This is a genomic window from Achromobacter semiaridum (genome assembly GCF_053543755.1).
The window spans coordinates 17,354-32,274 of sequence record NZ_JBLVOL010000003.1; the positions used below are offsets into that span (position 1 = coordinate 17,354).

Sequence of the window (14,921 nt, forward strand, 5' to 3'; positions counted from 1 at the left end):
GCTTGTGTTGAGCGCGGCAGCCCCGTGGCGCAGAGCCCGCCGCACCAATCCGGCGTGGCGCGGCGCCACACCTGTGGCGCGGCAGTGTGGCGCGGCGGTGGTGCGACTGTGGTGCGACTGTGGTGCAACTGTGCGGCGCGCCTGTGGGGGGCGACTGCGGGGGGCGACTGTTTGGGGTGCGGCTGTGCGGTGCGCCGGGGGCAGAAAGTGGCGGGGGCAGAAAGTGGCGGGGGCAGAAAGCGGCGGGGGCAGAAAGCGCCGGGGGCAGAAAGGGGTGGAGGCTGAAGGGGCGGGAACCGCCTGGCGGAAAAACCTAGCGTCGCCGGCTCGGCCCCAATCCGTAGCGGCGCATCTGGCGGTGCACCGTGGAACGGTCCAGGCCCAGGCGCCGCGCGGCTTCGGAAACATTGCCCGCGCAACTGGCCAGCGTGGACCGCAGCGCCGCTTCCTCGGCCGTCACCGCCACGCCGCCCGGGGCCAGTGCGTCGGGCAGGTCGCCCGGTTCGATGACGCCGTGTTCGCACAGTGCGGCGGCCACGGCGATCACGTTGGCCAGTTCGCGAATATTGCCGGGCCAGGTGTGCGCCTTCAACGCCAGCAAGGCGCCAGGCGACAGGACGGGCGCACCCGACTCATCCTGGTGACGCGCCAGCACGCGCGCGATCAGCCAGTCCAGATCCTGGCGTTCGCGCAGCGCCGGAACGGTCAGCGTGGCGGCGTTGATGCGGTAGTAAAGGTCTTCGCGAAAACGCCCCTCGCGCACCAGCGCGCCCAGGTCGCGGTGCGAGGCCGACACTAACGCCAGACGCAGCGCGCGCGGCGCATTGGCGCCGATGGGCGTGACTTCGGATTCCGCCAGCACGCGCAGCAGCCGGCTTTGCAGCGCCAGCGGCATATCGCCGATTTCGTCCAGAAACAGCGTGCCGCCGTCCGCCTCTTCGATCAGCCCCTTGCGGCCCTTGGGCGCGGCGCCGGTGTAAGCGCCCGGCAGGTAGCCGAACAGCTCGCTTTCAATCAAGGATTCGGGAATGGCCGCGCAGTTCACCGCCACGAAGCGGCCCGGCCGCCGGCTGTCTTCGTGAATCGCGCGCGCCAGATATTCCTTGCCCACCCCCGTTTCCCCTTGCAGCAGGATAGGCAGGCCTTGCCGCGCAAGCTTGGCGGCGCGGCTCTGCAAGGCCGCCATCCTGGTATCGCCGCCGTCCAGCCCGCGCAGTGCGGATGGCGTGCCGCGCACGGCCACGGTGGCGCCACGCGCGCTGCGGTTCGGTTCGATAGCGTGGGCGAACAGGGCGTTGCCGTCGCGCGCCACGATCAGGCGGTCTTGGGGCGCATGGCCGCGCGTGTACCGCGGCAGATCGTCCAACTGCACGTCGAAAAAACGCGTGACGGGCAGTCCGATCAGCCCGGCCGGTTGGCGCCAGTCCAGCCCGGCCGCCCGCGCCAGCAGCTTGGCGCCCGAATGCGTCATGCCCAGGATGCGGCCCGCGCCGTCCAGCGAGATGGCCGCTTCCGGGTCCACGTCCAAAAACTCAGGAGACCGCGCAAAGCGCAGCACCCATTCGTTGCGCGTGCGCGCCATCAGGTTGGCCAGTTCAATACGGCGCGTCGTGCTGTTGACCAGATGCAGCGCCAGGTTCTGGCTGGTCTTCAGGCTGGGCGAACTGAGCAGGGAAATATCCAGCACGGCGGCCAGTTCCCCGTCGGCGTTATAGATGGGCGCGGCGGTGCAGGACAGCGGCGTGTGCGTATTGTCGAAGTGGTCGGTCTGGTGGATGGTCAGCGCCTCGCCCGTCTCCAGGCAGGCGCCCACCGCGCAGGTGCCGGCGCGCGGTTCGGACCATTCCGACCCCAGGTACAGGCCCGCCTTGCGCAGCTTGGATGTCTGTGCGGGGTCTCCCAGGAATTCCACGGTGACGCCTTGCCGGTCGGCCAGCAACAACACATAGTTTTGTCCCGCCACCTGCCGGAACAGATGGTCCAGCCCGCTGCGCGCAATGCGGATCAACGCTTCGGATTGCTGCCGATGTTCTCGCAACCGGCCATCCGGCACGATATAGGCTTCACAAGCCTGCGCCGGATCGAGCTGGTACTGATCCAGGCAGCGCAGCCAACTACGCACCACATGCGCGTCGCGCTGCGTAGGCCGGCCTTGGCCCACCTGTTCGATCTCGCGAATGTGGGCGGTATGCGGGGATTCCTGACTAGGCATGTCGTCTCCAGGTTGCGCCCGATCTGTGCCGGATCAACACGGCAGCATGCACAGAGACGAATCGGCTTGTAAATGGTGGTTATCCAGCGGTGGGGGGGGGCTTGGTTAGCGGCGGGGGGGCGTGGAGCGCAGGGCTTGCGGCCAAGCGACAGCGTGCGGCGGGTCCGGCTTTGGTTCGACGCCCGCTTGAAAATCTAGGGCAGTCACGGCTGGGGGGGCAGCGGATGTTGAGGCTTTTTATTACTTGGTACTGCCAGCGCGCACGTGAGAAAAGCGGGTCTTTGTGGTGGCTCACCAATGAGCAGAGCGAATACTGCACGGCCCAAATTTTGCCGAGCGCGACCCCGTCCCAACAATCGTATCGTTCTTTGGTTGGCATTATTCCCAACGAGTCTGGTGTTTCGCGCAGATATTGAACTTCGAGCCGCGTGATGATGGTGGCGTCCCTATTGTTGCTTTTCGGGAATGAAAAGCGATGCCTGGCAAGGATCCGCTGCCGTGTGTCCCGGGCGGCATCGTAATAGTCGCGCCTTGACGAGGTTAATTGCCCGTCCGCAAATTTCAGACTCCAATTGGGTAAAGGAAAGATCGCGTGCTTTAAAGGAGACTATGCCTCCGTAGAAGAAGGGGCTATTTACGGGGTCTTCATACAGCATCGAGCAATCGTGCAAGTGACTGGACAGTGGCCTATCGGATTCGACGGTGTATCCGCAAGCCGACGACAGGTCGTAAAAGATCTTCGAACCCGTCGCGTAGGCGCAGGACAAGATAACGTTGCCGACTATGAAAAGCGGGATCAACACCATCTTCACGATCATGGCCGAATGCTCCCCTCCGGTAGGGTCACCAGGATGTCGTCTGATACGGCCTGATATGCGTGAGAGAAATACTTGACCCTATTGTTTAAGTGCAACGCCGCTCTGTTGATCTGTAATGTCACGTTCAGAACATCGGCTGCTAACCCTGCCGCATCATTCAGATCGCCGAAGCCCTCGTCCAGCGTGAACTCGGCGACGTCAAAATCCATGCCGCCTACGATGCCAAAGCTGAATCGGAAGTCATGCTTGTGACTCACGATGCCCCCCATTGAGTGCGTCATGCGGCACATCTTGGACAGCGGGTCAGCGTACGGCTATAGGACGACTAAGAATACTGAAGGGGACAACTTGGAAATATGCGAACGCCGAAGCGGGGCGGGGATCAAGCGGGCCGGCCTGATAGCGGTGTGGCCGGCCACCGGCGCTGTTGCCGCCTGCTGGGTTGTCAATCGCGCCGCGGCAAATCTGGCTTATCCAGCGCTGTCGCGATCCATGGACCGTAGCGCGGCCGGGATGCGGTAGCGCTTGCCGTCGAATTTCAGCGTGTGGCGGGTCTTGCCTTGCTTGACGGTCTTTTCCTTGCAGTCGCCTTGCTGCGCCGAAGCGCGGCTGGTCGAGTGGGATTCGGTGGCGATCAGGTCACGGTAGCCGCGGCGTTGCGTGTCGCCTATTGCCAGGCTGACGGCGCTTTCCGAAAATTCGCCCGCGCACGTGGTGTCCCACACGCCCGACGAGCGGTTGACGGACATGCCGTCCAGCACCAGGCGCAACTCGTTGTCGTGCACGGTGAATAACCGCAAGCTGGTTTCATCGAACGGGTTGGCGCGCGATGCCCCTTCGCGTTCGATGCGGATGCCGAACGCGCGCTTGTCGGTTGCCACGTCGTAGCGCGCGGTGTCGAACGCCAGCCCGGCGATGCGCACCGCATCGTCCGACATCAGGCCCACCAGCCGCCGCCGTTGGCGCACTTGCAACGTTTGCTTGTCCAGCACCAGCACGTCCAGATCGCCGACGTGGCCGTTCTCGGGGTCGGGGGTGTCCTGCATCAGCGGCACCGCCACCAGCAACAGGTCCGGATTGGCGGGCCATGCCTTGCATGCCACGGCAAACGGCGCGCCCACGTCCGCGTCGGAAAGCGTGACGATGGCGTGCCCGTCCTTCAAGCGGATGCGGCCTTGGGCGTCCGGCTTGTCGGTATTGCTGTAGACCGTTCGCACGATGCCGGCCGCCTGCGGGCAAGGTCCGCTGGCGGCTTGCGCGGCGCCGCAGGCCACCACGGCGGACAGAAGCAGGGCGGCGGGCAGGCGCGAATGGGGACGGAACATGGCGGGCGGGCGGAATGGAGGAAGTCCGAATTCTAATCACGCCACTGGTTCGCGGCGCGCCCCTTCGCTACCGCCCGCTACAGATCGCTACAGGTCAGCCCGAACTCTGCCGATTGCACCGGCGCGGAAACAATCGCTACAGGTCCACGCGGACCTTGCCCGCCTGCACCAAGCCAGCCACGTTGCGGATCTCGGCCAGCAGCGACTGTTGCAACTGCGCGGGTGTACCGCCTGTGGGGGCAAAGCCCTGTTCGGCCAGCTTGCCGCTTACGGCCTCGGTTTGCAGTGCGCGGTTGATGCCCTGGTTCAACGCCGCAATCACCGCGTCGGGCGTGCCGGCCGCGCAATACGTGCCGAACTGGATCTGCGCGTCGAACCCGGCGTAGCCGCTTTCCGCAACCGTGGGAATGTCGGGATATTTCGCCAGCCGCTCACGGCTGGTAACGGCCAGCACGCGCAGCCGTCCGCCCTTCATATACGGCTCAACGGCGGCCACCGTGGCAACCACCAACTGGATCTGGCCGCCCAGCAGGTCCGTCATCATTGGGCCCGTGCCGCGATACGGCACATGCAGCATGTCGATGCCGCACGCCGCTTGCAGCAGTTCGGTCGCCAGGTGTTGCGGCGTGGCGTTGCCGGGCGACCCGAACGTCAAGCCCTTGGGATCGCGCTTGGCCTGGGCCACCAGGTCCGCCAGTGTCTTGGCGGGCAGGTCGGCATTGACGGCCACCATGTAGGGAGAACGTGCGATGGGGCAGACGGGCGCCAGCTGCTTGAGCACCTCTTCAGGCGGACGCGCGTAGTAGCGCACGGAGGGCACCAGCCCGGCAAACAGCAGTACGCTGCCGTCCTTGGCGCCATTGGCGGTGTAGTCGGCGCCCAGCATGCCGCTGGCGCCGGGCTTGTTTTCGACGACCACGGGGCGGTCCAGCGCGCCTTCCAGCGTGGCGGCAATGACGCGGCCCAGCACATCGGTGCCGCCGCCCGGTGGAAACGGCACGATGACGCGCAGTGGCGCCTCGCGCGCGGCGGCATTCCGGCTTAGCGACAAGCCCAACGACAAGCCCAATGATGCGGCCAGCGGCGTCGTTGCGCCCAGGGCAAGGTGCTTCAAAACGGTTCTGCGATTCATGCATTTGTCTCCATCTGCGCTCCGTCTTCAGAGCGTTGGCCGATCGCCTCTGTCGGGCGGGCGATTCAGCGCGGGTCTGCGTGGTCGGTGGTGTGGGCGTGGCGGACGGCGTTGGGCTTGGGCTTTCTACATCCTATGGCCAGGAAACGGGCTTGATGACGGGCTGCGCAATGGCTGGGCCGCCGGGTCATTCGCCCGGTCGGGCATACCGTCCAGTGGTGCATCCGATTGCCCCCCCGGCAATAAAAAGCCGTGCAACGCCGAGGCCAGCGCCTCGGGCGCTTCCACCGGCAGCATATGCCGTTGCCCGTCCAGCACGCGCACTCGCGCGTCGGGCAGCGCCCGTGCCAGCGCGCGCGACATGCGGGGCGTGGACCCGACGTCATCACTGCCCGTCATCACCAGCGTGGGGCAGGCAATATCGGGCGCGGCTTGCGTCAGCAGCGGGTCGCCATGCGCAAACAGACGATAGGCCGCCAGGAAGTTGGCGCGGTTGTTTTTTATCAAGCGATGGCCGATGGCGGCGACGCGCTCGGGGCGGGCAGCTTCGAACGCGGGCGTGAACCAGCGTTGCAACGACACCGCCGCCGACGCCGCCACGTCCTGTGTGGCAGCGGCCACCAGGCGCGCCTGCACGGCCCGCACCTCGTCGGGCGTGCGCTGGAACACCGTGCTGAGCAGCACCAGCCGGGTTACGCGTTCAGGCCGGGCGGCGGCGTAGGCGCCCGCGATCAGGCCGCCCATGGAATAGCCCAGCACGTTGGCTTCGCCCCAGCCCGCCGCATCCAGCTCGGCATCCAGCTGCGCGATAAATTGTGCGATGTTGGCGGCGCCCTGGATGCCGGGCGCCGCGCCATGGCCCAGCAAGTCGTAACGCAGCACGTCAAAGCGGGCTTCCAGCTGTGGCGCCAGATCGTCCCAAAGCGTGTGGTCCAGCCCCACGCCGTGCAGCAGCACCAGCGGCGCGCCACGGCCGGATCGTCGACGTGGCGTGCTCATTTCGTTTGCGCCTCTTGCGCCAGTTCCTGCAAATCGGAATAGCGGTTGCCGATGCGGTGGTGCGGCCGGCCGGACGTTGCCGCGCCCAGGGCAATGACGATTTCGTCGGGGGCGGGGGCGTCGTTGATGTTGGTTTGCACGGTCAGGTAGTGCGAACGCAAGCCTTCGTCTTCCTTGTGCATCAATGGCACGGAAATCACGCAACCCGGGCCGCCGCGCGTGTTGGTGAAGGCTAGGTAGCTAGTGCCGCCCACCGCGTTGCGATAGGCGTTGCCAAAGCGCAGCGTGTGTATCAGCGCGGACGCGTGTTCGACTTCGCCCGACGTGCCCACCACGGCGGCCTTGCCATAGGCTTCGATCTGGTCGGCCGACCCCGCTTGCCGCAGTATTTCGGCCACCAGCAGTTCGCCCAGCGGCGGCGCGTTTTCCAGAATCCGCGGGCGCAGGTCTTCCTGGAACGGCAGGCCCGCCCAGGGGTTGCGGATCACGGCGGCGGCCACGATCATGACCAGCGGCCGCTCGGCCGGCTTGCCGCCTTCGATGCAGGTCTTTTCCACGTAGCTGATGATCTTTCGGACTTGCAGGGCCATTCGATTGCTCCAATGCATAAGGGCTGACGATGGACCTATTGTTCAAGCCAGGGCAGAATTTTGACAATCCAAATTAACTCAAGTTAATTTCGGAAAACCTGAAGTCAACCCACACCCGCCATGCCCACACCCCTGAAGATTCAGCACCTGCGCCAATTCCTGTTGGCGGCCGACCATGGCAGCTTCCGGCTGGCGGCCGAGGGCACGCACCGCTCGCAGGCCGCCGTGTCCGCCGCCATGCAGGACCTGGAACAGCAATTGGGCGCGCCGCTGTTCGAAGCCGGCAAGCGGGCCCAGCTGACGCCACTGGGCCTGGCGGTGGCGCCCCTGCTGCGCGAATTGCTGGCCACGCATGACCGCGTGCTGGATGCGGCGCGGCAGTTGGGCATGGGCAATACGGGGCCGGTGTCGCTGGCGGTGATGCCGTCGCTGGCCGATGAATGGTTGCCACGCCTGCTGGAACGCTACGCGCGCAGCCACCCCGATATCCGCATCCGCGCCGTGGATGAATCGTCGCAGGACGTGCACCGGCTGGTGCTGACCGGCGAGGTGCAGGTGGGCGTTGCCGGCCAGGTACCGCGCACGGCCGAGGTGGCGTTCACCCCGGTGGCGCGAGATGCCTTCGGGCTGGTGTGCCGCAAATCGCATCCGCTGGCGCGGCGGCGCGGGGCCGTGCCGTGGGCGGCGCTGGAGGGTGAACGCCTGATCGGCAACGCCACCTTCGACACGCTCAAGAACCGGCAACTGGGCGGCGCCATCGATGACCCGGCCATGGTGGTGTCGAACCGCGCGTCGTTGCTGGCCAGCGTAATCAGCGGGCTGGGCGTGACGGTGCTGCCGGTGCTGGCGCGACCGTCCGTCAGTAGCGGCTTGGCGTTCGTGCCGCTGTGCGAGCCGACGGTCGAGCGCATCGTGGGTGTACTGACCCGCAGGGAAGAAACCTTGTTGCCCTCGGTGGCGGCCATGCATGCGCTGGCCTTGCGGTCGCTGGCGCAGTTCACGCGCCGCAAGGGTGCAGCGCTGGTGTAGCCGGCCGACGGCACGGCGCTCAGACGCCGCAGGCCACCATCATGAATTGTCGAAACGCGGTGGCGGGCTTGGCCATGGCCGCGCGCGGGTGCCAGAGCAGGCCGGCTTCCATGGGCGGCACGGCGTCGGTGATGGGCACCGCTTCGATCTTGCGGCCTTCCAGCGACCACGGTCGATACACCATGTCCGACAGCACGGTCACGCCGAACCCGTGTGCGACCAGCCCGCGCAGCGCCTCCATCGACCGCGTGCGCAGCGCGATGTCGGGCGTCAGGCCATGCGTGCGCCAATAGCCCAGCGTGGACCTTTCACCCTCGTCCACTTCCAGCAGGATGTAGGGGTAGCGGGCGATGTCCGCCAGCGACGGCGCCGACGCATTCAGCAGGGGGTGGCCCGACGCCGTCCACAGCTGCCGCCGCGACCGCACCAGCACCTGATGCGCAAAGCGATCGCGCTTGTCCACGTTGGACAGCAGCGCAATGCCCAACTCGACATCGCCGCCGGCCACGGCAGCCTCGATATCCGGGCGGTCCATGTCCACCAGGTCCAGCGTCACATCGGGATAGCGGCGGCGAAAGCGGGCAAGCAGGTCGGGCAGGAAGTAACCCAGCACCGTGTATGACGCGGCGATGCGCACCGAGCCGCGCAGGGCATAACGCTGAAAGCCGGGTTCGCGGATGGCGTCATCCAGGGAATCCAGGATGTCTTGCGTGCGCCGATGAAAGTTGTGGCCTTCCGGCGTCAGCGTCACCCCGTGCGGGTGGCGGTCGAACAGACGCACGCCCAACTGCGCCTCCAGCGCAAGAACCGCATTCGTGACGGCTGATTGCGACACGTGTTCGTCGGTGGCCGCCCTGGAAAACCGGCCGCTGCGGGCGGCCGCCGCAAAGTACCGCAACTGCCGCAGGGTGACATCGTTTGCCATCTGTTTTCCGAATACCCGCTACCTGAAACTATGAATATACGATAGCCAGCGCGCTTCCTACACTGCGGAAAACACTGAAAAAACCCCGCCATCCGCAGGAGACAAACGCGTGAATGCCCCCTTACCCCCGGGCGCGGCCGAGACCCATGGCCTGTCGCTACAAGACAAGTACACGCAGGACACCGGCCGCGTCTATCTCAGCGGCACCCAGGCGCTGGTGCGCCTGCCCTTGATGCAAAAGCTGCGCGACCAGCAGGCGGGCCTGAACACCGCCGGCTATATCTCCGGCTACCGGGGCTCGCCGCTGGGCGGCCTGGACCAGGCGCTGTGGAAGGCCAAGCAACACCTGGCCGCGCACGATGTGGTGTTCCAGCCGGGCGTGAACGAAGATCTGGCCGCCACCGCCGTCTGGGGCACGCAGCAGGTCAACCTGTTTCCGGGCGCCACGCGCGACGGCGTATTTGGCATGTGGTACGGCAAGGGGCCGGGCGTGGACCGGTCGGTGGACGTGCTGAAACATGCCAATTCGGCCGGCTCCGCCGCGCACGGCGGCGTGCTGATGCTGGCGGGCGATGACCATGCGGCCAAGTCCTCCTCGGTGGCGCATCAGTCTGAACACGTCCTGATCGCCAGCGGCATCCCCGTGCTGTACCCGTCCAACGTGCAGGAGTACCTGGACTACGGCCTGCACGGTTGGGCGATGAGCCGCTATACGGGCTTGTGGGTGGCCATGAAATGCGTGACCGACGTGGTGGAATCCAGCGCGTCGGTGGACGTCAACCCCGACTGCGTGCGGATCGTCCTGCCGCAAGACGCGCTGCCCGAAGGCGGGCTGAACATCCGCTGGCCGGACTCGCCGCTGGCGCAAGAGGCGCGCCTGCTGGACCACAAGTGGTATGCCGCGCTGGCCTACGTGCGGGCCAACAAGCTGAACCGCGTGGTGATCGATTCCCCGCGCGCGCACTTCGGCATCATGACGGCGGGCAAGGCCTATCTGGATGTGCGCCAGGCGCTTAACGACCTGGGGCTGGACGACGCCGCCTGTCAGGAAGCCGGCATCCGGGTGCTGAAGGTGGGCTGCATCTGGCCGCTGGATGCAAGCGATGCGCGCGCATTCGCGACCGGCTTGAAGGAAATCCTGGTGGTCGAGGAAAAGCGCCAGATCCTGGAATACGCGCTGAAAGAAGAGTTGTACAACTGGCGCGACGACGTACGCCCGCGCGTGTTCGGCAAGTTCGACGAACGCGAACACGGCGGCGGCGAATGGTCATCCCCGCGTGGCAACTGGCTGCTGCCCGCGCGCTATGAGCTGTCGCCCGCGCTGATCGCGCGCGCCATCGCCGCGCGCCTGGACAGAGCCGACCTGTCTGACGCATTGCGGGCGCGCATCGCGGCGCGCCTTGCCGTGATCGACGCCAAGGAACGCGAGGCCGCCCGCCCCACGCTGGTGGAAGAACGCAAACCGTGGTTCTGTTCCGGCTGTCCGCACAATACGTCCACGCGCGTGCCGGAAGGCTCGCGCGCCGTGGCGGGCATCGGCTGCCACTACATGGCGATGTGGATGGACCGCAATACCGACACCTTCAGCCAGATGGGCGGCGAAGGCGTGGCGTGGCTGGGGCAGAAGGATTTCACCAGCGAACGCCACATCTTCGCCAACCTGGGCGACGGCACCTACTTTCATTCCGGGCTGCTGGCGATTCGCGCGGCGGTGGCGGCGCGAGCTTCCATCACCTACAAGATCCTGTTCAACGACGCTGTCGCCATGACGGGCGGGCAGCCCGTGGACGGCGTGCTGACGGTGCCGCGGATTGCGGCGCAGATGCAGGCCGAAGGCGTGGTCAAGACGGTGGTGGTCACCGACGAGCCCGATAAATACACCGGTGCCGCCGCGCTGCCCGCGTCCGTCGAAGTGCACCACCGCAAGGCGCTGGATGACGTGCAGCGCGCGCTGCGCGATATCGTCGGCACCACGGTGCTGATCTACGACCAGACCTGCGCCACCGAGAAGCGTCGCCGCAGGAAGCGGGGCGACTATCCCGACCCCCTGCGCCGCGCTTTCATCAACGATGCCGTGTGCGAAGGCTGTGGCGACTGCTCGGTCAAATCCAACTGCCTGTCCGTCGAGCCCCTGGACACGCCCATGGGCACCAAGCGGCGCATCAACCAGTCTTCGTGCAACAAAGACTTTTCCTGCGTGGAAGGCTTTTGCCCCAGCTTCGTGACGGCTGAAGGCGCGGTGCTGCGCAAGCCCGTCGTGGCGGGCGGAGCATCGGCCTTGCCGGATACCGCGCCCGATATTCCGTTGCCGGACCCCGCGCACATCGCGCCGGGCGCCGCGTTTCGCGTGGTGGGCGCGGGCGTGGGTGGCACGGGCGTAGTGACGGTGGGGGCGCTGCTGGGCGCGGCGGCCCACATCGAGGGCAAGGGCGTGACGGTGCTGGACATGGCCGGCCTGGCGCAAAAGGGCGGGGCGGTGCTTAGCCATGTGCAGTTGGCTAACGGGCCGCAAGACCTGCACGCCACCCGCGTGGCGCTGGGCGAAGCGGACCTGGTCATCGGCTGCGATGCCTTGGTGTCGGCATCGCCCGAGGTGCTGTCCCGCCTGCGCCCGGATCGCGGGCGCGCCGTGGTCAACAGCGCCGCCGCGCCCACGGCCGCGTTTCTGTCGCAACCGTCGTGGCGCTTTCCCGGTGCGCAAGCCGAAGCCGCGGTGGCGAAAAGCACGGGCGGCAATTGCGACTTCATCGAAGCCGGGCCGCTGGCCGAGGCGCTGCTGGGCGACACGATCTACGCCAACCCTTTGCTGCTGGGCTACGCGTGGCAACGCGGCGGGCTGCCGCTAAGCCGCGACAGCCTGCGCCGCGCCATCGAGATCAACGGTGTGTCGGTGCAAAAGAACCTGGCCGCTTTCGAGCTGGGCCGCCGGGCGGCGCATCAGGGTGCCGACGCGCTGCGGCCGGCCAGGGCGGCGCAAGTGGTGGCGCTGCCCGAGTCGCTGGACGGCCTGATACAGCGCCTGGCCGCGCATGTGCGCGCGTACCAGGACGAGGCCTATGCCGCGCGGTATCTGGCGGCGCTAGAGGCGGTGCGTGCGCGCGAAGCGGCATTGCCTGGCGGGCAGCGCGGCGAGGTGACGCGCGCGGTGGCGGCAAACCTGGCCAAGCTGATGACCTACAAGGACGAGTACGAAGTGGCGCGCCTATACACCGACCCGGCGTTCAAGGCCAAGCTGCAAGCGCAGTTTGAAGGCGAGCCGGGCCGGGACTATCGCGTGCGCTACTACCTGGCGCCACCGGCCTTCGCGCGCCGCGACGCGCAGGGCCGTCTGCAAAAGCGTGCGTTCGGCGCGTGGATGGGCTGGGCTTTCATGTTGCTGGCGCCGATGAAGCGCGTGCGGGGATCGTGGCTGGACGTGTTCGGCAAGACCGAAGAGCGCCGCATGGAACGCCAACTGGCGGCGGACTACCTGGCGCTGGCCGACGAGTTCTCGCGCACGCTGACGTCCGCCAATCGCGATGCCGCGCTGGACCTGGCGATGCTGCCGGATTCGATCCGTGGCTACGGGCACGTCAAGGAGAAAAGCGTGGCGGCGGCACGTGAGCGGCAGGCCGGTTTGCTGAAACGTTATCGCCATCCGGAAGCGGGATCGCTGGCGGCGTAGCCGCGCCGGCCGGCAGGCCGCGCTTGGGCGGCCCTGGCCCTGGCCGGGGCCGCCGCGTGGGTGGCGCCGTGCGGCCATGCTTGCACCGCCAAAGGCGGGGGAGCGGCTGGTGTACGATCCCCCATCAACGCGGATCGCCCGCCGCGTTCGCCTTCGCTTTTCGCCCGCCGTTCGGCCATGGAAAACCTGCTACGCAAACTTGACCTGACCTCGCTTCGCCTGTTCGTGGCCGTGTGCCAGGGAACAGCATTGCGCGGGCGGCCGAACGCGAATTCATCGCGCCCTCGGCGGTCAGCCGCCGCATTGCCGATCTGGAATCGCTGATCGGCCTGCCGCTGATCGAGCGTCATACGCGCGGCGTGTCGATCACCCCGGCGGGACAGACGGTGCTGCGTTACGCGCAACAGATCATCGGCAACGTCGAGTCCATGGGCGCCGAGCTGTCGCGCTTTTATGCGGGCGTGAAAGGCAGCGTGCGCGTGGTGGCCAACCTGTCGGCCATCGTGCAGTTTTTGCCTGAAGACGTGGCGGCGTTTCAGCGCCTGTTTCCCGAAGTGGACATCGACCTGGAAGAGCAGCACAGCCCCGACGTGCTGCGCCTGGTACGCGAACGCGCCTTCGACTTCGGCATCTGCAACCGCATGGCGGGGGCCGAAGGGCTGGAACAGTTGCCGTACCGGCGCGACCGGTTGGCGGTGATGCTGCCGTCGCAGCATCCCCGCGCCGGCGCGCGGCAGCTCAGCTTGCAGGACATCGCGGGCGAAACCTTCGTGGGCCTGGGGGAACACAGCGCGCTGACCCAATTGCTGGCGGCGCAGGCGCGCGCAATCGGCGCGACGCTGGCCGTGAAGATCCGCGTCGCCAGCCTGGACGCGCTATGCCGCATGACGCATGCCGGCCTGGGCATTGCCGTGATGCCGCAGCAAGTGGCCGAACTCTATCTTCAGTCGCTGGATGTGGTGGTACGGCCGCTGTCCGACGAGTGGGCGCGGCGCCAGCTGTGCATCGTTTTTCCCGGTGAACAGCAGCTGTCGGCCACCGCCGCAACACTGGTCAAGTTCCTGGCGCAGCAAGCCTGACCCGGCATCTCGGTTTGCGATGGCTGGCCTGCCCAGACGACACTTCGGCAATCGCCACGCGCTCCTTATAGTCAAACCGCGCCCTTGACGTGACATCGGGCGTGGGACCCAAGCCGGGGCAATCAGACCCCGCTGCGACGATACGGAGACATCATGACCCCCACCACTCGATTCCTGGCGACCTGTGCGCTGGCGTTCAGCGCCGCGTTGCCCACGGCCCACGCGCAAGCAGCCGGCTATCCCGACCACCCCATCCGCCTGATCGTGCCGACCTCGCCCGGTTCCACCGCCGACGTGGTCGCGCGCGTGGTGGCCGAGAACCTGGGCAAGACCCTGGCGCAGCCGCTGATTGTGGAAAACCTGGCGGGCGCGGCGGGCATACCCGGCACTAGGCAACTGGTGGCCGCCAAGCCGGACGGCTACACGCTGGCCATCGTGTCGTCCAACCACGCCATCAACCCCAGCCTGTACAAGAGCATGCCGTACGACTCGGTCAAGGACATCACGCCGATATCGGTCATCGGCACCACGCCGCTCGTCATGGTCGTGGCCGTGGCCGAGAATTCGCCGTATCGCAGCGTGGGCGACCTGCTGGCCGCCGCGCGCGCGCAGCCGGGCAAGATCAACTATGGGTCATCGGGCAATGGCAGCGTGCTGCATCTGGCGGGCGAACTGCTCAAGTCCAAGGCGGGCGTGAATATGATGCACATCCCGTATCGGGGCGGCAATGCGCTGATCACGGATGTGATGTCGGGGCAGATACAGGTGGCGTTCCTTGCCGTGCCGTCGGTGCTGGCACAGGTGCAGGCCGGCAAGCTGCACGCGCTGGCCGTCAGCACGCCCGAGCGTGTGGCGGCGTTGCCGGATGTGCCCACGCTGGATGAATCCGGCGTGAAGGGGTACGCCTACGATGCGTGGATTTCACTGATCGGCCCGGCCCGGTTGCCCGGCGACATCGTGCGCGCCCTGCAAGCGGCCACGCAGCGCACCATGGCCGATCCGGCCGTGCTGAAAACCCTGACGCCCCAGGGTTTTGTGTCGCAGGGCAGCACAACCGAGCAGGCGGTGCAGACGCTGAACGCGGAAATCACCAAGAGCCAGGCGCTGGTCAAGGCCGCCGCGGTGATGGCTGAATAACCTTTGGATAT

Annotated in this window: 11 protein-coding genes; 4 read left to right on the forward strand and 7 right to left on the reverse strand. The window is 66.8% G+C overall.

The features are described 5' to 3' along the window. Positions 1-313: 313 nt before the first annotated feature. From ACNPP0_RS00730 to ACNPP0_RS00755, 6 genes are all read right to left on the reverse strand, one after another. The gene (locus ACNPP0_RS00730; RefSeq protein ID WP_448704755.1) at positions 314-2,212 is read right to left on the reverse strand and encodes a sigma-54-dependent Fis family transcriptional regulator; all 1,899 of its coding nucleotides are present in this window, start codon (positions 2,210-2,212) and stop codon (positions 314-316) included. 814 nt (positions 2,213-3,026) lie between these two features. Further along, positions 3,027-3,311, reverse strand: a complete 285-nt coding sequence (locus tag ACNPP0_RS00735; RefSeq protein ID WP_448704756.1) for a hypothetical protein — start codon at positions 3,309-3,311, stop codon at positions 3,027-3,029. 189 nt (positions 3,312-3,500) lie between these two features. Beyond that, positions 3,501-4,355 carry a PA3715 family protein gene (locus ACNPP0_RS00740; protein ID WP_448704757.1) on the reverse strand — a complete coding sequence of 285 codons (855 nt, stop codon included), beginning with the start codon at positions 4,353-4,355 and terminating at the stop codon, positions 3,501-3,503. 136 nt (positions 4,356-4,491) lie between these two features. After that, positions 4,492-5,487 carry a Bug family tripartite tricarboxylate transporter substrate binding protein gene (locus tag ACNPP0_RS00745; RefSeq protein ID WP_448704758.1) on the reverse strand — a complete coding sequence of 332 codons (996 nt, stop codon included), beginning with the start codon at positions 5,485-5,487 and terminating at the stop codon, positions 4,492-4,494. Between the two features lie 126 nt (positions 5,488-5,613). Then, positions 5,614-6,486: an alpha/beta fold hydrolase gene (locus tag ACNPP0_RS00750; RefSeq protein ID WP_448704759.1), complete on the reverse strand. Its 873-nt coding sequence runs from the start codon at positions 6,484-6,486 to the stop codon at positions 5,614-5,616. Next, positions 6,483-7,076 carry an amino acid synthesis family protein gene (locus ACNPP0_RS00755; protein ID WP_448704760.1) on the reverse strand — a complete coding sequence of 198 codons (594 nt, stop codon included), beginning with the start codon at positions 7,074-7,076 and terminating at the stop codon, positions 6,483-6,485. The genes ACNPP0_RS00750 and ACNPP0_RS00755 overlap by 4 nt, the downstream gene beginning before the upstream one ends. Before the next feature lie 120 nt (positions 7,077-7,196). Between ACNPP0_RS00755 and ACNPP0_RS00760 the strand changes: the two genes are divergently transcribed. Further along, positions 7,197-8,105, forward strand: coding sequence for a LysR family transcriptional regulator (locus tag ACNPP0_RS00760; RefSeq protein WP_332610095.1), 909 nt, complete (start codon positions 7,197-7,199; stop codon positions 8,103-8,105). Positions 8,106-8,124: 19 nt separating this feature from the next. Here the strand turns inward: ACNPP0_RS00760 and ACNPP0_RS00765 are convergent, their stop codons facing one another. Continuing rightward, positions 8,125-9,030, reverse strand: coding sequence for a LysR substrate-binding domain-containing protein (locus ACNPP0_RS00765; protein WP_332610097.1), 906 nt, complete (start codon positions 9,028-9,030; stop codon positions 8,125-8,127). A gap of 109 nt (positions 9,031-9,139) precedes the next feature. On the opposite strand from ACNPP0_RS00765, the gene ACNPP0_RS00770 reads away from it, so the two are divergent. From ACNPP0_RS00770 to ACNPP0_RS00780, 3 genes are all read left to right on the forward strand, one after another. Continuing rightward, the gene (locus tag ACNPP0_RS00770) at positions 9,140-12,694 is read left to right on the forward strand and encodes an indolepyruvate ferredoxin oxidoreductase family protein (protein WP_448704761.1); all 3,555 of its coding nucleotides are present in this window, start codon (positions 9,140-9,142) and stop codon (positions 12,692-12,694) included. A gap of 233 nt (positions 12,695-12,927) precedes the next feature. After that, a complete protein-coding gene (locus ACNPP0_RS00775; RefSeq protein WP_448704762.1) occupies positions 12,928-13,773 on the forward strand; it encodes a LysR substrate-binding domain-containing protein in 846 nt (281 codons plus the stop codon). A gap of 153 nt (positions 13,774-13,926) precedes the next feature. Continuing rightward, entirely contained in the window at positions 13,927-14,910 is a 984-nt protein-coding gene (locus ACNPP0_RS00780) for a Bug family tripartite tricarboxylate transporter substrate binding protein (RefSeq protein WP_448704763.1), read from the forward strand. The last annotated feature ends 11 nt before the right edge of the window (positions 14,911-14,921 follow it).